Raw genomic sequence first — 16,816 nt, 5'->3', positions numbered from 1 at the left:
ACTATAATACTTATATTATAGTAAATGCGTGATTAATAAAGCATTATTCCCGCCCAGTGACACTATTCGATTCGCTCTCGTCAGGGTCGCCGTCACTCTTGCTCTCGCAGACGATTCAGATTCAGACAGCCCTCCGGGTTGAGCGGGTTACGAGGATCCCTTTATGGATAAGCTTTACCTTATGCTTTTAATCATTATTATTTAGTTTACTTTATACTTTGGCTGTCTATACTTGCCCGACCAAATGGTACCCGCTGTCGTCCGCTTTTTTGACCATGGTCGGTCGCGAATGACGGCATACGTAAATGATTATTTGTAATGACTTAGGAGGATCTGCTCATGGGTAAGACCTATAGCGCGGGCGTAAAAGACTACCGCGAAACCTATTGGGAGCCGGACTACACGATCAAAGAGACCGATCTGCTGGCTGTATTCAAAATCACCCCGCAGGAAGGGGTTCCGCGCGAAGAAGCTGCCGCCGCTGTTGCTGCCGAATCTTCCACCGGTACCTGGACCACCGTCTGGACCGACCTGCTGACCGATCTGGACCATTATAAAGGTCGCGCCTACGCCATCGAAGACGTACCGGGTGACGACACCTGTTTCTATGCCTTCATCGCCTATCCGATCGATCTGTTCGAAGAAGGTTCCGTGGTTAACGTATTCACCTCGCTGGTGGGTAACGTATTCGGCTTCAAGGCCGTGCGCGCCCTGCGTCTGGAAGACGTTCGCTTCCCGATTGCCTACGTGATGACCTGTAACGGTCCGCCGCATGGTATCCAGGTTGAACGTGACATCATGAACAAATACGGCCGTCCGCTGCTGGGCTGCACCATCAAGCCGAAGCTGGGTCTGTCTGCCAAGAACTACGGCCGCGCCTGCTACGAAGGTCTGCGCGGTGGTCTGGACTTCACCAAGGACGATGAAAACGTCAACTCCCAGCCGTTCATGCGCTGGCGTCAGCGTTTCGACTTCGTTATGGAAGCGATCCATAAAGCCGAAGCCGAAACCGGCGAACGCAAGGGGCACTATCTGAACGTTACCGCGCCGACCCCGGACGAAATGTTCAAACGTGCCGAGTATGCCAAGGAACTGGGCGCGCCGATCATCATGCACGACTACATCACCGGCGGTTTCTGCGCCAACACCGGTCTGGCACAGTGGTGTCGTGACAACGGCCTGCTGCTGCACATCCATCGTGCCATGCATGCGGTACTCGACCGTAACCCCCACCACGGTATCCACTTCCGCGTACTGACCAAGATCCTGCGCCTGTCCGGCGGTGACCACCTGCACACCGGTACCGTTGTCGGCAAGCTGGAAGGCGACCGCGCCTCCACCCTCGGCTGGATCGATATGCTGCGCGAAAGCTACGTCAAGGAAGACCGTTCACGCGGTATCTTCTTCGACCAGGACTGGGGTTCCATGCCAGGTGCACTGGCTGTTGCCTCCGGTGGCATCCACGTCTGGCACATGCCGGCACTGGTTTCCATCTTCGGCGATGACTCTGTCCTGCAGTTCGGTGGCGGTACGCTGGGTCATCCCTGGGGTAACGCAGCCGGCGCCGCAGCCAACCGTGTTGCCGTTGAAGCCTGTGTTGAAGCCCGTAACCAGGGCCGCGAAATCGAGAAAGAAGGCAAGGAAATTCTTACCGAAGCCGCCAAGCACAGCCCGGAACTCAAGATGGCGATGGAAACCTGGAAGGAAATCAAGTTCGAATTCGACACCGTCGACAAGCTGGATGTTTCCCACAAATAACAGGGCCGAGTCACGAGGGACGAGTGACGAGGACATCCCCCCTCGTTACTCGTAACTCGGCACTCGTCACTGAATTCCAGAGCGTTCATTAAAGAACGGTTAAGAATTTGAAACTGAATTTGGAGATAAAGACATGAGCGAAATGCAAGACTACAAATCAAGCTTGAGTGATTTCTCAAGCCGGAAGTTTGAAACTTTCTCTTACCTGCCGGAGCTGTCCAAGGATCAGATCCGTAAACAGGTTCAGTACATCGTCGACCAGGGCTGGAACCCGGCTATTGAACATACCGAGCCGGAAAATGCCTTTGACCATTACTGGTACATGTGGAAACTGCCCATGTTCGGTGAAACCGATGTGGACAAGATCCTGGCTGAAGCAGACGCCTGCCACAAGGCGCACCCGAAAAATCACGTGCGTCTGATCGGTTATGACAACTATGCCCAGTCACAGGGTGCGTCAATGGTTATCTACCGCGGCGAGATCAAGAGCTAAAAACAGGCAGGGTTATGTACAGGATGTACGGTATGCGGCGGGTGCATGGACGCACGGGAGGCCGCGCTGTACAGGATGTACGGTACGCCATGTTGGTCGTGGACGGCCTGAAGTGGCGTATGACAGGAGGCACGATTCGCCCGCAACCACTATCGCTGGCAACAGGTAGTGTCTCCCTGAATAAAGCCCCTGCCCGACTTGTGCGGACAGGGGCTTTTTATTTTACGACCTGAAGTATTATTACCCCGGCAATCAGTCGGCAGGACTATCTGTGGCGCGATAAGCATGATCGCGGCCAACCCGCTCCTGCAATGCCGCGTTAATACTATTTCAAGACACGCAACTCGGGAGTTATGCCATGAGTAAAAACAATGTCGAACAATACAAAGTCACCAGTGAACCGTTCTACAAGTCCGTAGAAGACGAAGTCGAACTCTATGAAGCGGCTTACAAAGCCCGCATGCCGATGATGCTCAAGGGCCCGACAGGTTGTGGTAAATCCCGTTTTGTCGAATACATGGCCTGGAAACTGCAAAGACCGCTTATCACCGTCGCCTGTAATGAAGATATGACCGCTTCGGATCTGGTTGGCCGTTTCCTGCTCGACAAGGACGGCACCAGGTGGCAGGACGGCCCCCTGACCACGGCCGCCCGTATCGGCGCCATCTGCTACCTGGATGAAATCGTCGAAGCCCGTCAGGACACGACTGTCATTATCCATCCGTTGACCGACCATCGTCGCACCCTGCCGCTGGAGAAAAAAGGCGAGCTGATCGAGGCGCACGAAGACTTCCAGCTGGTGATCTCCTACAACCCCGGCTACCAGAGCCTGATGAAGGATCTGAAACAGTCCACCAAGCAGCGTTTCGGTGCGCTGGACTTTGACTATCCGCTGGAAAAGGACGAAACCGATATCGTCGCGCAGGAGACCGGCATTGATGTTGAGACCGCCGGCAAGCTGGTGCAGATCGCGCATCGCGCCCGTAACCTCAAGGGGCACGGCCTCGACGAAGGTATCTCCACCCGTCTGCTGGTTTATGCAGGCCAGTTGATCAACAAGGGCGTGGAACCGGTTTCAGCCTGTATCATGACGCTGGTTACCCCGCTGACCGACGATCCGGACATGCGTGAGACCCTGGAAGCGGCAGTCAACACCTTCTTTGTCAAATAAGGTGGCATTGACGCCCGGCATGGGTGCCGGTTGTTGAGATACAATGCAATTTTTACCCGTGGCGAGAACGTGAAGCGCGAGAAGAGATTATTTATTTTTTCTCCGCACCCAAAAAACGGGCATAAACGTCTCTGCACCCAAACAACGGGCATAAACGCCTCCGCGACCTCTGCGTTAATCGAGATATCATGAGCAAGGATCCGATCGACAAACTGCGCGAGGACATTGTTTTCAATGCTACCCTGCGCGGACAGCCACTGACCTTCCACGCCACCTGGGGCACTTTCTCGCCCCGCGAGGTGGACGAAGGCTCGCTGTTGATGCTGGATTACGTCAAGATCAATCCGGAGGATGACTGCCTGGATCTGGGTTGCGGTTACGGACCCATCGGCCTGACGCTGGCCAGGCTGGCACCGCAAGGTAATACGACCCTGGTCGATCGGGATTACGTGGCAATCGACTACGCGCAGAAAAATATTGCGCTTAACCAGATTACCAATGCCGAGGCGCTATTGAGTAACGGTTTCGATCGGATCCGCGATCGTCGCTTTGATGTAATCGCCTCCAATCTGCCGGCCAAGGTGGGCAACGAAATGCTGACCCTGTTCATGCATGATGCGCGAGAACAGCTGAATCCCGGCGGCCGTTTTTATGTCGTGACCATCACCGGTCTGCGCAAATATATCGAGCGCAACTTCAAGGAGATATTCGGTAACTACAAGAAACTGAAACAGGGCAAGCACTATACTGTCGCGATGGCGACGAAGTAAGGACTCTATGAGCAAACTGATCGACAAATTTTTCCCGTTTCTGCTCTGGTGGCCCATGGTGGGTCGGCATACCCTCAAGGCCGATCTGCTGGCCGGCCTGACCGGGGCGGTCATCGTCTTGCCACAGGGCGTCGCCTTTGCCACCATCGCCGGCCTGCCGCCGCAGTACGGTCTGTATACGGCCATGGTCACGCCGATCATCGCCGCCCTGTTCGGTTCTTCCCGGCATCTGGTTTCGGGCCCCACCACGGCCATCTCCATTGTGGTTTTCAGCAGCCTCAGCGGTCATGCCGAACCGGGCAGCGCCGAATTCGTCCAGCTGGCCCTGACCCTGACTTTTTTGGCCGGGGTCTATCAGTTTGCCTTTGGCGTCGCCCGGCTCGGCACGCTGGTCAATTTTGTCTCACATACGGTGGTCATCGGCTTCACTGCCGGCGCCGCCATTTTGATCGCCACCAGCCAGATGCAACATGTGCTGGGCATTCATGTCCCCAGTGGCGAATCCTTTGCCCATGTCTGGATGGATCTGTTCACCCACCTGGAACAGCTGGATCCGCGCGTCTTTGGCGTGGCGATGTTCACCCTGATCGTCGCGGTATTGTTCAAGCGCTTTTTACCGGCCTGGCCCAATCTGCTGCTGGGCATGATCGCCGGCAGTCTGCTCGCGCTCGGCCTCGGCGGCGAAGCGGCCGGGCTGGCCATGATCGGCGAGATCCCCGGCCATTTGCCGCCGCTCTCTTCGCCGGACTTTTCATTGACGGCGATCCGCGAACTGGCCCCGCAGGCGTTTGCGGTCGCCCTGCTCGGCCTGATCGAGGCGGTTTCCATCTCCCGGGCCATTGCCGCCAAATCCCATCAGCAGATCGACGGCAACCAGGAGTTCATCGGCCAGGGCCTGTCCAACATGGTCGGCAGTTTCTTCTCCAGTTATGCCGGTTCGGGGTCCTTTACCCGCTCCGGGATCAACTATGCGGCCGGGGCGAAAACACCCCTGTCGGCGATCTTCGCCGCCATCAGCCTGATGATCATCGTATTGCTGATTGCGCCGTTGATGGCCTACCTGCCGATCGCCGCCATGGGCGGGATCATTTTGCTGGTCGCCTATAACCTGATCGATTTTCAACACATCAAAAAAATCCTGCAAATCAGCCGTTCGGAGACAGCGATCCTGCTGGTGACCTTCTTCGCCACGCTGTTCCTGCATCTGGAGTTTGCCATCTATCTGGGTGTACTGCTGTCGCTGGTGATTTTCCTCAGCCGCACCTCCACGCCGGAAGTCATCACCCTGGCACCGGATCCCACCATGCCCAAGCACAGTTTAATCAATGTCGAGAAAAAACCGCTGGCCCAGTGTCCGCAACTGAAGATCATCCGTATCGATATGTCGATCTACTTCGGCTCGTTGACCAACATCCAGCGCCTGCTGAACCGGATATCGGATGAGGAAGGGATCAATCATATACTCATCGTTTCCAGCGGAATCAATTTCATCGACCTGGCCGGCGCCGAGATGCTGGTGCAGGAAAACCAGCGTCTCATGCAGCGTGGTGGTGGTCTCTACTTTACCGACAACAAGAGCCGGGTCTGTCAGTTCCTGCGCAAGGGACACTTCCTGCAGGAGATCGGCGAGGATCACTTTTTCGCCACCAAGCAGGAAGCCATCAGCCATATATTCGGCAAGCTGAACCACAAAATCTGCGCACGTTGCGACAAACGTATTTTCAAAGAGTGTGAAACCGTCCCGCAAGAAGAACCGGTTTCCTCCCTTCATCCTGAACCGAAAGAGGGGTGAGCACGATGTCTATTAATCTTGATGAATACAAAGAATATCTCCAGGAAGCCGCGCCGGAAGTGCGGGACACCTTCGAAAGCACGTTTCACGAAGCGTCCCGTGTCATGTCGCCGGCCGGCCTGCGTGATTACCTGGAAGGTGCCAAGGGGCTGTGCAACCTGGGCCGGGGCAAGGATGTGGTCATCTCCTATCTGGAAGAGATGCCCATGGTGGTCAAGGAGTGCGGCGAGGATGTGATTCAGGAGATCGTCGCCGCCGCCATGAAGCTCTCCTCGATGACCTCGGGCGAGGTGATCTCACTGATGTTCGCCAGCCTCCCTACCGCGGCGCGGCGCCTGGGCGATCCGGAGCTGCTGCGCGGCTATCTGGGCCTGCTGCATCAGTTGTCCGCCAAGGCTTCACGCGGCCTGCGTCCGATGCTGCAACATATCGATGAGCTGCTGAGCAAACTGACCCTCTCCGGTCTCAAGCGCTGGGCCCTGTATGGCGCCGAGGCCTATCGCAAGGATCTTAACAACCTGGTCAACTACTTCAACCTGGATACCCAGGACAGTCTGGCCATGCTGCAGAAGGAGCGCCGCGGCACCCTGTTTGTCGATACCCAGCGCAAGCTGAACTTCTATCTGCGCGCGCTGTGGGGCCGGGACTTCTTCGTGCGCCCGGCGGCGGCCGATCATGAAGGCTTTAAACCCTATATCGAACACCACGTACTGCACCTGCCCGACGCGGTCGACCCCATCGGCGAGATCAGCGGTCTGGAACTGTATCGCGCCATTGCCGCGCACCTGGCGGCGCATGTCTGCTACACCACTTCGCGCATTTCCGCCGAAGGACTGAGCCCGGCACAAATGTTCTTCATCGGCCTGGTCGAGGATGCGCGGGTTGAATATCACGCTATCCAGGCCTTCCCCGGCCTGCGCAATTTGTGGAAGGCGCTGATGTCGATCGAATACGACGGCCGGGCCGAACATCCGACCGTGCCGGTGCTGGAACATTTTGCCCATATGTTGCTGGACCCCGCCGTCAAATCCGACGACGAAGCGCTCAACGCCCTGGCGGAGAAATTCCATACCAATATCGAAGAGAACAAGGACAACAACAGCTTCTCCTGGCATATCGGTCTCGAGCTGTTCAATCTCTTCGCTGAACGCAAGGACGTTCCCAGCCTGCGTATTCTGGAACAGATCCGCATCCCTTATCGCGACGACAACCGTTTCGTCTGGGAATTCGAGGAGCTGAACTGGGAAGAAGGCGTCGAATACATTCCGGCCAGCCAGCGCCAGGTGAGGAAGACCGTCAGTGTCATGGACATGGTCAACGAACTGGATTGCGAGCTGGCCGGGGACGATGCCCAGGAGATCTGGCGGCTGGAAACGCCCTTCTGGCTGGATCAGGAAGGCTGTACCATCAACGAGCTGGAAGGCAAGGAGCCGATCTCCGATCCGTTCCACTATCAGGAATGGGATTACCAGGTACAGCTCAACCGTCCCGACTGGGTCACGCTCTACGAACATCGCCCCAAAAAAGGCGATCCCGAAGAGATCGAGAATATTCTGCTCGAATACAAACCCATCGCCTTTCGGATCAAGCAGATCATCGATATGTTGCAGCCCGAGGGCGTACAACGCATTCGCAACATGGAAGACGGTGACGAGATCGACATCAATGCCGCGATCGACGCCATGATTGCCATTCGCATGGGCGAGCAGCCCAATCCGCGCATCACCATGCGTAACGTCATCCAGACCCGCGACCTGGCGGTCGTGGTGCTGCTGGATCTCTCCGAGTCCACCAACGAAACCATGGAAGGTTCGGACAAGACCGTCCTGCAGCTGACCAGGGAGGCCTGTGCGCTGGTCGCCACCGCCATCAACGGCATCGGCGATCCCTTCGCCATTCACGGTTTCGCCTCCGACGGTCGCCATGACGTGCAATACATGCGCTTCAAGGACTTCAACCAGCATTTCAATGATGAGGTCAAATCGCGCCTGGCCGGCATGCAGGGCGGGCTCTCGACCCGCATGGGCGCGGCCATGCGCCACGCCGGCCAGCACCTGTTGCGCCAGCAACAGCGCAAGAAGCTGCTGTTACTGGTGACCGACGGCGAGCCGGCGGATATCGACGAACGCGATCCGCAGCACCTGCGCCACGACACCAAAAAAGCGGTCGAGGAGCTGTATAGCAAAGGTGTCATGAGCTACTGCCTGACGCTGGATCCCAACGCCGACAACTATGTGAAGCGGATTTTCGGCTCCAACAACTACACCATCGTCGATCACGTGGACCGCCTGCCGGAGAAATTGCCGATGCTGTTCGCCAGCCTGACCAAGTAGCAACAACAGATATCATGTAGGTCAGTTTGCGCGAGATCGCTACCTGACACCCCGATACGAGAAAACCGGTCAGAGGGAAGCATGCCGAGAAAGGTGGTGCGAGATTCGTCACGCAGGCCACCGGCCAGCGTGACCTACGGAAATTACCACCGGCTCGACTATCTACTGGTAGGTCAGGTTGCGCGGGAGCGCTACCTGACACCCCGATACGAGAAAACCGGTCAGAGGGAAGCATGCCGAGAAAGGTGGTGCGAGATTCGTCACGCAGGCCACAGGCCAGCGTGACCTACGGGAATCACTACAGGCTCGGCAATCTACTCGTAGGTCAGGTTGCGCGGGAGTACTACCTGACGTAATTTGAAAAATGGAAGACAAGGGATTTACAGCCAGGAGGGCTTATGGGTCAGATACGTCGTTATCATGTTGCCGACATACCGGTGTTCATCACCGCGGTATGTCATAACCGCTACCCGTATCTCAAACCTGAAACGAATAAACAATTGATATTGTCAGTGATGCGGGAAGTTAAAGTTGAAATGGACTATCGAATGCTGGGTTATGTCATTCTTGATAACCATTTTCACTGGATCATAAAGCCGGAAGGTTCAAACGATTTTTCGCGAATTATGCAGTCGGTAAAACTTCGCTTTACACGGAGAGCCCAGCAAAACGATCACCGGATATGGCAACGTCGTTTCTGGGATCACCTGATTCGCGACGAAGCCGATCTGCACCAACATCTGGATTATATTCATTTCAACCCGGTCAAACACGGTTACAGCGCCTCACCGATGGAATATAACTGGTCATCGTACGGTGAGTATTTACGGCGAGGATACTACTCGCCTGACTGGGGGATACACAGAGAACCTGAGGGGCTGGGCGGTCTGGTGCCAGAATAGTCACGCAGGCCACCGGCCAGCGTGACCTACGGAAATTACCACCGGCTCGACTATCTACTGGTAGGTCAGGTTGCGCGGGAGCGCTACTCGACATTTTGCACGGCGCTCCGATCGTCGGGCAAACCGGGTAATTCAGGCCAATCTCGGGTTACAATACGCAACGCAATTTTGAATAACGGGTAACCAGCATGAAAAAACCTGTCGTCGGCGTCGTGATGGGCAGCAACAGTGACTGGAAGGTCATGAGCCAGGCCGTGGAGGTCCTCAAGGAGTTCGGCATCCCGTACGAGGCCAAAGTGGTCTCGGCGCACCGCACGCCGGACCTGTTATATGAGTATGCCGAACAGGCTGCCGAACGGGGGCTGCAGTGCATCATCGCCGGTGCCGGCGGGGCCGCCCACCTGCCCGGCATGCTGGCGGCCAAGACCATCGTGCCGGTACTGGGCGTGCCGGTCACCTCGCGGGCCCTGAAGGGGCTCGACTCGCTGCTCTCCATCGTGCAGATGCCCAAAGGGATTCCGGTGGCCACCTTCGCCATCGGCGAGGCGGGGGCGGCCAACGCCGGGCTGTTCGCGGTCTCCATGCTGGCCCGCCAGGAGGAGAAATACGCCCGCAAACTGGAGACCTTCCGCAAGAAGCAGCGCACCAAGGTGCGCGCCATGAAACTGCCGAAGGTCTGATGATGCTGTTACCCGGCGCCACTCTGGGAATGCTCGGCGGTGGCCAGCTGGGCCGCATGTTCACCATCGCCGCGCGCAACATGGGCTATGAGGTGGTTGTGCTGGACCCCGATCCCGACAGCCCGGCCGGCATGCTGGCCAGTGATCATGTCTGCGCCGATTATCTCGACACGACCGCCCTGCAGTATCTGAGCAAGACCTGTGACGCGATCACCACCGAATTCGAAAACGTCCCCGCCGAAAGCCTGGAATACCTGGCCCGCCATTGCGATGTGCGCCCCGGCGCCCGGGCCGTGACCCTGACCCAGGATCGGATCAGCGAAAAAACCTTCTTGCACGACAACGGCTTTGCCACCGCGCCATTTGCGGTGATCCGCGAGCCCGCCGATCTCGACGCGGCGGCCAGGACGGTCCCCAGCCCGGCGATCCTGAAAATCGCCCGCTTCGGCTACGACGGCAAGGGGCAGTATCCGCTCGCCTCCGGCGAGGAGCTGGCCGGCGCCTGGCAGGAACTGGGCCACAACCCCTGCGTGCTGGAACAGCGGGTCGATCTCGATCTGGAAATCTCGGTGGTCGTGGCGCGCGGGACCGATGGCGAGAGCCGATGCTATCCGGTGGCCGAGAACGTGCACCGCCACGGTATTCTGGATGTCAGCCTGGTACCGGCACGTATCGACGCGGATCTGGAACAACAGGTACTCGAGTCGGCTACCGCCATCGCCGGGGCCCTGGATTATGTTGGCGTGCTGGCCGTGGAGTTCTTCGTCTCCGGGGGCAAACTGCTGGTCAATGAGATTGCCCCGCGTCCGCACAACAGCGGCCACTATACCCTGGATGCGACACTGACCTCCCAGTTCGAACAGCAGGTGCGCGCGGTCTGCGGTCTGCCGCTGGGCGATCCCCGCCTGCTCTCCCCGGTGGTGATGATCAACCTGCTCGGCGATCTGTGGCGGGGCCAGACCCCGCCCGACTGGGGCACGCTGTTGGCCCGGCCCAACGCCAAGCTGCATCTGTACGGCAAGCGTGAAGCACGTGCCGGGCGCAAGATGGGCCATTACAATGTCCTGGCGCCGACCCTGGATGAAGCACTGCATACCGCCCGGGCAATCCAGCAACAACTTGCCGATACAGGAACGCACGAGGCGTAGCCCGGGACAAACAACGCTCTGCGTGTACGTCTTTTGAACCGACAAGATGATCGCCCTGTCCCCGGCCTTGCTCTATACTGACAGTAACGCCATTGAAATCCCTGCAACCCTTGTGGAATGAACCCCTGATGAGTCAACGCAATTCAGCACAACCCAAAAAATACGTCGGCATTTATAACGATATGAATGGCGGCATGACCGATACCGGCAAGATCATTCGTGATGCCTGGGTCTTTGATCTGATCCCCGAGACAGAAACCTGCGAAGGCTGGCTGCCCCAGGGCATTGATGATCTGTGGGGCAAGGTGAACAGTGAGTGGGAAAAATACGGTTTTCAGGTCTCCAACCTGCCGGATGAGTTACGGGAAAAGTTTATGCGTATTCAGGACGAAGCCTTTCAGCGCGCCCGTGAGGCAGGCTGGGATCCGCACAGGGATCTGGAAGACGAACACTGAGTTGCGGGTCCGGGCGTACACCTGACAGTACAGGGGGCCAGTACAGGAGGCACCATGTATCGCCGACTGGATGATGTACCGGTTTTTGAATACCGCGACGGTGAACTACCCGCCCATTACTACAACGATGTGCAGGTCGCCCTCAAACGCCTGGGCGAAGATCTGCGCTTTGCCATTCCCCGCCTCAAGCACCTGGATCTGATCCTGCAAAAAGACGCCTGGATCATCGTCGACCGGGTCCTGAACGATGTGCCGGTGGTCGCCTGGACCGATTTCCAGGCCGCTCACCGCAACAGCCTGCACGAACCGATTCCCTGCCAGGTTCGCCTCTATCATATGCACGGGCCGCTGATCATGAGCCGCACCCTGGAGGCGATGGAGCTGATTCTGGGTGAGATGCTGGCCAATCACGTCCCCTCGGAAGAGGCCAGTATCGCGCCAATCAAGAAATAATTGATCCAGATCAATCACCTGCCAACCTTCTGCCCTTTATAACCTTTAATTCTAAAGGTTTTTTCCTCAATATCGATACTTTAGCCATCATTTCCCGTATGGGTACAAGGTTTTGAGGCCTGCGGAAGGAGGAAAATTAATGGCATTTGCATGGGAGATGACCGGCTACCTTGCCCGTGCCGGTCTGTTACTGGGGCTGGTCGGCCTGTCCGCACCACTGCATGGGGCCGATTCGGGCTATCTCAATCAGCTCAAGAACGAGGCGGCGTCAACGCAAGTCGATCAGGAAGAAGCCGATGGTCCGGCCGACGATTCTCGCGAGAGCCCGGCGAGCGACACCACCAGGCCGCTTTCCGGACACGACAATTATCTGCAGGGGCTGACCAGCGAGGCGGGCACGACCCGGGTCGACGACAGCGGTCAGATCGTCACCCGGGATCTGGAAGGCACCGGGGCAGAGGTCCCATCAGAGTCTGCCTGGGATATCGACAGCCAGTCCCTCGATGTTTTGCGCGCAGGCCTCGAGCGCGGCGAGTTCGAGGCCCTGCTCAAACAAAATTATTATGCCAGTTATGTTTTCTATAAAAAGCTGGATCCCACCTCAAAATCGCTGGTCTACAAGACCTACCTGAAATCACCCGCCATTGGGGTTGTTCGTAACCAGATTATTTCCTTGTCCAAATAGTTGATAAAAGGGGAATTGAGCATGAAGTCATTTGTTTTTATCGTTGCCGCTTATTTAGTTGCGCACTCGGTTTTCGCCCTGGATGTCGGATTAACCCCCGACAAAGATTATATTGATGTGCAACACGATGGAAAGTCGATTCGCATCCAGCGAATCCAGGATCAGGGACACGCTCTGACCGGCAGTTTCGCGAAAACCTCGCGCTCCTGCCCGCCGTTTTGCATTCAACCCCTCCACGTAGCCCCGGAGGTCGCCACGGTCGGCGAAGTGGAGATCTTCGAATTTATGGAAAACCAGTTACGCGATGGCAGCGGCCTGCTCATCGATGCCCGGCTCCCCTCGTGGCATCAGAAGGGAACCATCCCCGGTTCCATCAACATCCCCTTTACCGTCTTTGAAAAGCCGGCCAGTGATTCCGAACTCATTAGTACGTTTAAAAAACTTGGTGTCACAAAACGCCAAAAAGAGCCCGGTTTTGTTGAAAAAATGCTCGCCTCGGGCAAAGTGAGCAAAATCTGGGACTTCAGCGACGCCAAGGAGTTAATCCTGTGGTGTAACGGTCCCTGGTGCGGACAATCGCCACGTGCCATCCGGGCTCTGCTGGAGCACGGTTATCCGCCGGAAAAATTGCATTATTACCGGGACGGTATGCAGATGTGGCAGATACTGGGGCTGCTTACGGTCCAGTGAGCAGGCAATGCTGTGCCTCGAACCGGTGCTGCAGGGCAGACAGTGCATCATGGGCCTGTTGCAGACCGTTACGCTGCGATTTGCGCCACCAGTGCAGGCCCAGACAGACATCCGGCTGAGTGGTTTTTCCGTTCACATACAGGGCACCGAGCCTGTATTGCGCCATGGAATCACCGGCCAGCGCGGCCTGTCGCCACCAATGCATCGCCTTGTGAATGTCACGGGCGATACCGTCATGCCCTGTGGCAAAAATCATTCCCAGATTGTATTGGGCGTTGGCATGGCCCTGACGGGCGGCACGCAACCACCACCGGACCGCCTGCTGCATGTCGGGTGCGACACCTTCGCCGCGCGCATAACCCAGAGCCAGCTTCTGCTGGGCCTCGGCGACACCCTGCTCAGCGGCCAGCCGGTACCAGCGGATTGCCTGTCCGGCATCGGGGCGGATACCGACGCCGACGTCGTGCAGCAGGCCCATATAAAACTGTGAGTCGGCATGACCCAGCCGGGCCATCGGCGCCCAGTGGTGCCGCGCCAGGGCAAATTCACCCTGGTCAAAATCCACAAGGCCGGCCCGAAACTCACGCGCGCTCACAACCTGATTGAGTCCCGGGACGCCGGGTGACAGTTCGGCACTCTCCAGTGTCATCGATCCGGTCAACGCCCCGGCCGATGGCACACCAGACAAGCCAATCACGAAGCCCAGCAACAGCGTGGCACACCGGTCGCAAACCCGTCTCCAGTACAACGGCTGATATGGCATATTCATGTGGCACACTATCCCGCGCAAACCCGCGCTTCTGTTATCTAGTATAGCGACAAACCGCCATGCGGCTTTAACCTCAATGTCCCTCCTGCCAATAAGCCGGCCTCCGATCCCCCGACGGTTTAGTTGTCATACACAAGCAAGCCGATAAACTGCCGGTATAGCGGTCACGGATTTTCGACTGCGGATACGGTACACTGGTACACAGCGATACCCTGCGGGAGGCCGTGTCTGTGGCTGCCGGCCTGCTCCCCCTATTGAGCTTGTTCAGTCCGGCCCTGAGCAAGCGCTGTTGCGAACCGTATAACCTGAAGCACAAACGAAAGGCAGGCAGCCTCCGCGGCGGTCATACCGGGGCACTGCCGCGGGTCAGTCTGTTCGGGATCAGTCGCTTATTAACGAGTGGGTCGGCTATCGACTGGCGGTCAGGAGAATGTCAGGTAGCGCTGCGCGCAACTTGACCTACACCTCGGTTCCAAATTCATACCTGGTATATGCTCTGGCTATTCCCGTAGGTCACGCTGGCGTCAGGCTGCGTGACACCCCTGCCGATGCGGAGAATGTCAGGTAGCGCTGCGCGCAACCTGACCTACACCTTTTCCTCGTCACTCGTACCTCGTCCCTTTGCAACCCACCACATAACGGCGTGTTACTCAACGGTCCTAATGATCCGAGCCGCCTTCTAGCAAGGACGGGAATCGATGGGTTGCAAACTGCCTGTGGCAAGTAACGCAGCTTTCCACCATTTTCGAGTAATAGAACAGGCTCAGCTCGGCATCCTGCGACTCGGCGGCGTGCTGCAGCTTTTTGGCCTGTTGATGAAAAGCCTTGTCCCGCTGGATAAAAGCTTCCGGCAGGGTCTGATGCAGGGTCTTGCGATCGGCGTCGCTCAGCTTTTGTTGAAAAATAAAGCTGTCATGAACCTGGCCGGCTGTCTTGGCCACGCTGTGCCACTCCCCTCGTGGCAGGGCCGTGCTGATTGTCGCCAACGCCTCCTCCAGCGCCTGCATCTCCTCTTGCAACAACTGGCGCAGGCGCGGTTCATCGTCCAGCGGACCTGCTGCCGATTCCGCCATCGCGGGATTGATACCTATGCTCACTAATAACACGCCTAACAGAACGCCTTTAATACGAGGTAGCATCCTAAACTCCTTACATTTCTTGTTACTAAAATGGGCCCGCACAGAACCCATGGAAGAGTATCGATCCGGCCTGGTCAGCGCCTTGACGTCCATCAAACCGCGATACCTTGCCGCAACCCCAATTCCTGACTATTATGCTTGTATATTAGGCAAAACCGCGTGTCCCGAGGGCAGCCCGGTTCAGGAGGGAAGATGCCCGGAACGATTCATTGGGAATACCATACTGACGGGGTGCTCCTGACGATGACCGGCCTGGTCAGCGGCCGGGAAATCATCACCCTCAACCGGCAAATTTATACCCAGGATCCCCAAAAGAAACTCCGCTACCAGATCTGGGATTTTACCGGGGCCAACCGCATGGAGGTCTCACCCGACGAGCTGCACACCATTACCCTGGAGGACAAGGATGAGGCGGCCCAAAATCCCGGCCAGCTTGTCGCCCTGGTCGGCTCGCCCCGCCAGCTCAACGGGGTGGATATCTCCTACCAGATATTTTCCCAGACCTGGGTCGGTGACGGGTTTCAAAGCGAGTCTTTCCGTACTCTGCGCGAGGCGCGTCAGTGGATTGAGCACGTGTTGTCCTCACGGTTTGCGACACCAATCCGCCAGGGTTAAAAACTCTCGCGCTCGATCTCCAGGTAAGCCCGGTTGATGTTAATACCCATCTGCCCCTCGAACTCCTTCATCTTTTTCCATTGTGACAAATCCAGTGTCTTGCGAATCTCGCTGTCCATCAGACCCTGGTTGTATCCCGCCTCGATCCCGGCATAGAGGTCCGCCATCCGTTGGTGCATGGCTTTCACCTCGGCCAGTGTCATCAAGGGTCCGTGGCCGGGGATCACCGTTTCGATCTCCCGCTTTTCGATCTGCGCCAGGGTATCAATCCAGCTGCCGACATGGGCATCAACAAAACTGGGGATCATCTTCTTGACCAGAATATCACCGCTGATCAGCAATTTATCCTGCGGCAGGTAAACCATCATGTCACCCGGTGTGTGCGAGCCGGCGGGCGCCCACAACTCCATGGGGATCCCCTGCAGGGTCACGTCGGTACGGGACTCCTGCGGATAAACCGTTTGCGCGGGGACCGGCCGGGTATCGGGGTGTTCCTTTCCGGTCATGTTATTCAGTATCCCGATCCAGTTATGCCCCTCTTTCTCAACCAGTTCCCGACATTGCTTCGAACTGATAATTTCGGCATCCGGAAAGGCGCTATTGCCCAGGATATGATCGCCATGATGGTGGGTATTGATGATATGGGTCACCGGCTTGTCCGTGATACCGGCGATGGTGTTTTTCAGATGCCGGCCGATTTCATTACTGAAGCCGGTGTCGATCAGAACCACCCCCTCATCGCCGATCAACACCGCACTGTTGACCATATAACCGTGATTCTCTTTCGAAGGAAAACCGATCGGCCCCAGCAGCGCGTACACCCTGTCATTGATTTTCTCGACAGCCGGTTCCGGGATTTGCTCCTCGGCCTGCACAGCGGTCAACGGTAATAACAACAACAGGGGCAAAAAGCCGAACGGGCCTGTCAACAAACGATACATTTTACTGAACATGGACTTCCCT

17 protein-coding genes are annotated in these 16,816 nt (G+C 57.0%); 14 read left to right on the top strand and 3 right to left on the bottom strand.

Going from position 1 to position 16,816, the window contains the following annotated elements:
• The first annotated feature begins 339 nt into the window (after positions 1 to 339).
• The 13 genes from EDC23_RS02950 (at position 340) to EDC23_RS02890 (ending at position 13,330) form a co-directional block, all read left to right on the top strand.
• The gene (locus tag EDC23_RS02950) at positions 340 to 1,758 is read left to right on the top strand and encodes a form I ribulose bisphosphate carboxylase large subunit (protein ID WP_134080958.1); all 1,419 of its coding nucleotides are present in this window, start codon (positions 340 to 342) and stop codon (positions 1,756 to 1,758) included.
• A 133-nt stretch (positions 1,759 to 1,891) separates the two neighbouring features.
• On the top strand, positions 1,892 to 2,251 hold the full coding sequence (locus EDC23_RS02945) for a ribulose bisphosphate carboxylase small subunit (protein WP_134080956.1): 360 nt from the start codon (positions 1,892 to 1,894) through the stop codon (positions 2,249 to 2,251).
• A 358-nt stretch (positions 2,252 to 2,609) separates the two neighbouring features.
• Entirely contained in the window at positions 2,610 to 3,422 is an 813-nt protein-coding gene (locus EDC23_RS02940; protein WP_134080954.1) for a CbbQ/NirQ/NorQ/GpvN family protein, read from the top strand.
• Positions 3,423 to 3,610: 188 nt separating this feature from the next.
• A complete protein-coding gene (locus EDC23_RS02935; protein WP_134080952.1) occupies positions 3,611 to 4,192 on the top strand; it encodes a class I SAM-dependent methyltransferase in 582 nt (193 codons plus the stop codon).
• Between the two features lie 7 nt (positions 4,193 to 4,199).
• A complete protein-coding gene (locus EDC23_RS02930; RefSeq protein ID WP_134080950.1) occupies positions 4,200 to 5,984 on the top strand; it encodes a SulP family inorganic anion transporter in 1,785 nt (594 codons plus the stop codon).
• A 5-nt stretch (positions 5,985 to 5,989) separates the two neighbouring features.
• A complete protein-coding gene (locus EDC23_RS02925; RefSeq protein WP_134080948.1) occupies positions 5,990 to 8,317 on the top strand; it encodes a nitric oxide reductase activation protein NorD in 2,328 nt (775 codons plus the stop codon).
• 398 nt (positions 8,318 to 8,715) lie between these two features.
• Positions 8,716 to 9,219: an REP-associated tyrosine transposase gene (locus tag EDC23_RS02920; protein WP_134080946.1), complete on the top strand. Its 504-nt coding sequence runs from the start codon at positions 8,716 to 8,718 to the stop codon at positions 9,217 to 9,219.
• A gap of 188 nt (positions 9,220 to 9,407) precedes the next feature.
• Positions 9,408 to 9,899 carry a 5-(carboxyamino)imidazole ribonucleotide mutase gene (gene purE, locus EDC23_RS02915; RefSeq protein ID WP_134080944.1) on the top strand — a complete coding sequence of 164 codons (492 nt, stop codon included), beginning with the start codon at positions 9,408 to 9,410 and terminating at the stop codon, positions 9,897 to 9,899.
• Positions 9,900 to 9,901: 2 nt separating this feature from the next.
• A complete protein-coding gene (locus EDC23_RS02910) occupies positions 9,902 to 11,047 on the top strand; it encodes a 5-(carboxyamino)imidazole ribonucleotide synthase (protein WP_134081294.1) in 1,146 nt (381 codons plus the stop codon).
• Positions 11,048 to 11,175: 128 nt separating this feature from the next.
• Positions 11,176 to 11,502: a hypothetical protein gene (locus EDC23_RS02905; RefSeq protein WP_134080942.1), complete on the top strand. Its 327-nt coding sequence runs from the start codon at positions 11,176 to 11,178 to the stop codon at positions 11,500 to 11,502.
• A 54-nt stretch (positions 11,503 to 11,556) separates the two neighbouring features.
• Positions 11,557 to 11,955 (top strand): hypothetical protein, encoded by a 399-nt coding sequence (locus tag EDC23_RS02900; RefSeq protein ID WP_134080940.1) that lies wholly within the window; start codon positions 11,557 to 11,559, stop codon positions 11,953 to 11,955.
• 139 nt (positions 11,956 to 12,094) lie between these two features.
• On the top strand, positions 12,095 to 12,640 hold the full coding sequence (locus EDC23_RS02895; RefSeq protein WP_134080938.1) for a hypothetical protein: 546 nt from the start codon (positions 12,095 to 12,097) through the stop codon (positions 12,638 to 12,640).
• A gap of 21 nt (positions 12,641 to 12,661) precedes the next feature.
• Positions 12,662 to 13,330 (top strand): rhodanese-like domain-containing protein, encoded by a 669-nt coding sequence (locus EDC23_RS02890; protein ID WP_134080936.1) that lies wholly within the window; start codon positions 12,662 to 12,664, stop codon positions 13,328 to 13,330.
• Here EDC23_RS02890 and EDC23_RS02885 read toward each other — a convergent pair.
• Positions 13,317 to 14,099 (bottom strand): tetratricopeptide repeat protein, encoded by a 783-nt coding sequence (locus EDC23_RS02885; RefSeq protein ID WP_134080934.1) that lies wholly within the window; start codon positions 14,097 to 14,099, stop codon positions 13,317 to 13,319. The two genes, EDC23_RS02890 and EDC23_RS02885, sit on opposite strands and share 14 nt — an antisense overlap.
• A 659-nt stretch (positions 14,100 to 14,758) precedes the next feature.
• A complete protein-coding gene (locus tag EDC23_RS02880) occupies positions 14,759 to 15,196 on the bottom strand; it encodes a hypothetical protein (RefSeq protein WP_134080932.1) in 438 nt (145 codons plus the stop codon).
• A 234-nt stretch (positions 15,197 to 15,430) separates the two neighbouring features.
• Between EDC23_RS02880 and EDC23_RS02875 the strand changes: the two genes are divergently transcribed.
• Positions 15,431 to 15,853, top strand: a complete 423-nt coding sequence (locus EDC23_RS02875; RefSeq protein ID WP_134080930.1) for a hypothetical protein — start codon at positions 15,431 to 15,433, stop codon at positions 15,851 to 15,853.
• Here EDC23_RS02875 and EDC23_RS02870 read toward each other — a convergent pair.
• Positions 15,850 to 16,806, bottom strand: coding sequence for an MBL fold metallo-hydrolase (locus EDC23_RS02870; RefSeq protein WP_134080928.1), 957 nt, complete (start codon positions 16,804 to 16,806; stop codon positions 15,850 to 15,852). The two genes, EDC23_RS02875 and EDC23_RS02870, sit on opposite strands and share 4 nt — an antisense overlap.
• Between the last annotated feature and the right edge of the window lie 10 nt (positions 16,807 to 16,816).

The sequence above is a fragment of the Thiohalophilus thiocyanatoxydans genome (assembly GCF_004366735.1).
In the GTDB taxonomy this organism is placed as follows: Bacteria; Pseudomonadota; Gammaproteobacteria; order UBA6429; family Thiohalophilaceae; genus Thiohalophilus; species Thiohalophilus thiocyanatoxydans.
Note: the sequence above shows the minus strand (reverse complement) of the source record. Positions and strands in the feature narration are given on the sequence as shown.

Coding starts and splice junctions, on each gene's coding strand:
- EDC23_RS02950 (WP_134080958.1), top strand. CDS start 340: ATGGGTAAGACCTATAGCGCGGGCGTAAAAGACTACCGCGAAACCTAT.
- EDC23_RS02945 (WP_134080956.1), top strand. CDS start 1,892: ATGAGCGAAATGCAAGACTACAAATCAAGCTTGAGTGATTTCTCAAGC.
- EDC23_RS02940 (WP_134080954.1), top strand. CDS start 2,610: ATGAGTAAAAACAATGTCGAACAATACAAAGTCACCAGTGAACCGTTC.
- EDC23_RS02935 (WP_134080952.1), top strand. CDS start 3,611: ATGAGCAAGGATCCGATCGACAAACTGCGCGAGGACATTGTTTTCAAT.
- EDC23_RS02930 (WP_134080950.1), top strand. CDS start 4,200: ATGAGCAAACTGATCGACAAATTTTTCCCGTTTCTGCTCTGGTGGCCC.
- EDC23_RS02925 (WP_134080948.1), top strand. CDS start 5,990: ATGTCTATTAATCTTGATGAATACAAAGAATATCTCCAGGAAGCCGCG.
- EDC23_RS02920 (WP_134080946.1), top strand. CDS start 8,716: ATGGGTCAGATACGTCGTTATCATGTTGCCGACATACCGGTGTTCATC.
- purE (WP_134080944.1), top strand. CDS start 9,408: ATGAAAAAACCTGTCGTCGGCGTCGTGATGGGCAGCAACAGTGACTGG.
- EDC23_RS02910 (WP_134081294.1), top strand. CDS start 9,902: ATGCTGTTACCCGGCGCCACTCTGGGAATGCTCGGCGGTGGCCAGCTG.
- EDC23_RS02905 (WP_134080942.1), top strand. CDS start 11,176: ATGAGTCAACGCAATTCAGCACAACCCAAAAAATACGTCGGCATTTAT.
- EDC23_RS02900 (WP_134080940.1), top strand. CDS start 11,557: ATGTATCGCCGACTGGATGATGTACCGGTTTTTGAATACCGCGACGGT.
- EDC23_RS02895 (WP_134080938.1), top strand. CDS start 12,095: ATGGCATTTGCATGGGAGATGACCGGCTACCTTGCCCGTGCCGGTCTG.
- EDC23_RS02890 (WP_134080936.1), top strand. CDS start 12,662: ATGAAGTCATTTGTTTTTATCGTTGCCGCTTATTTAGTTGCGCACTCG.
- EDC23_RS02885 (WP_134080934.1), bottom strand. CDS start 14,099: ATGAATATGCCATATCAGCCGTTGTACTGGAGACGGGTTTGCGACCGG.
- EDC23_RS02875 (WP_134080930.1), top strand. CDS start 15,431: ATGCCCGGAACGATTCATTGGGAATACCATACTGACGGGGTGCTCCTG.
- EDC23_RS02870 (WP_134080928.1), bottom strand. CDS start 16,806: ATGTTCAGTAAAATGTATCGTTTGTTGACAGGCCCGTTCGGCTTTTTG.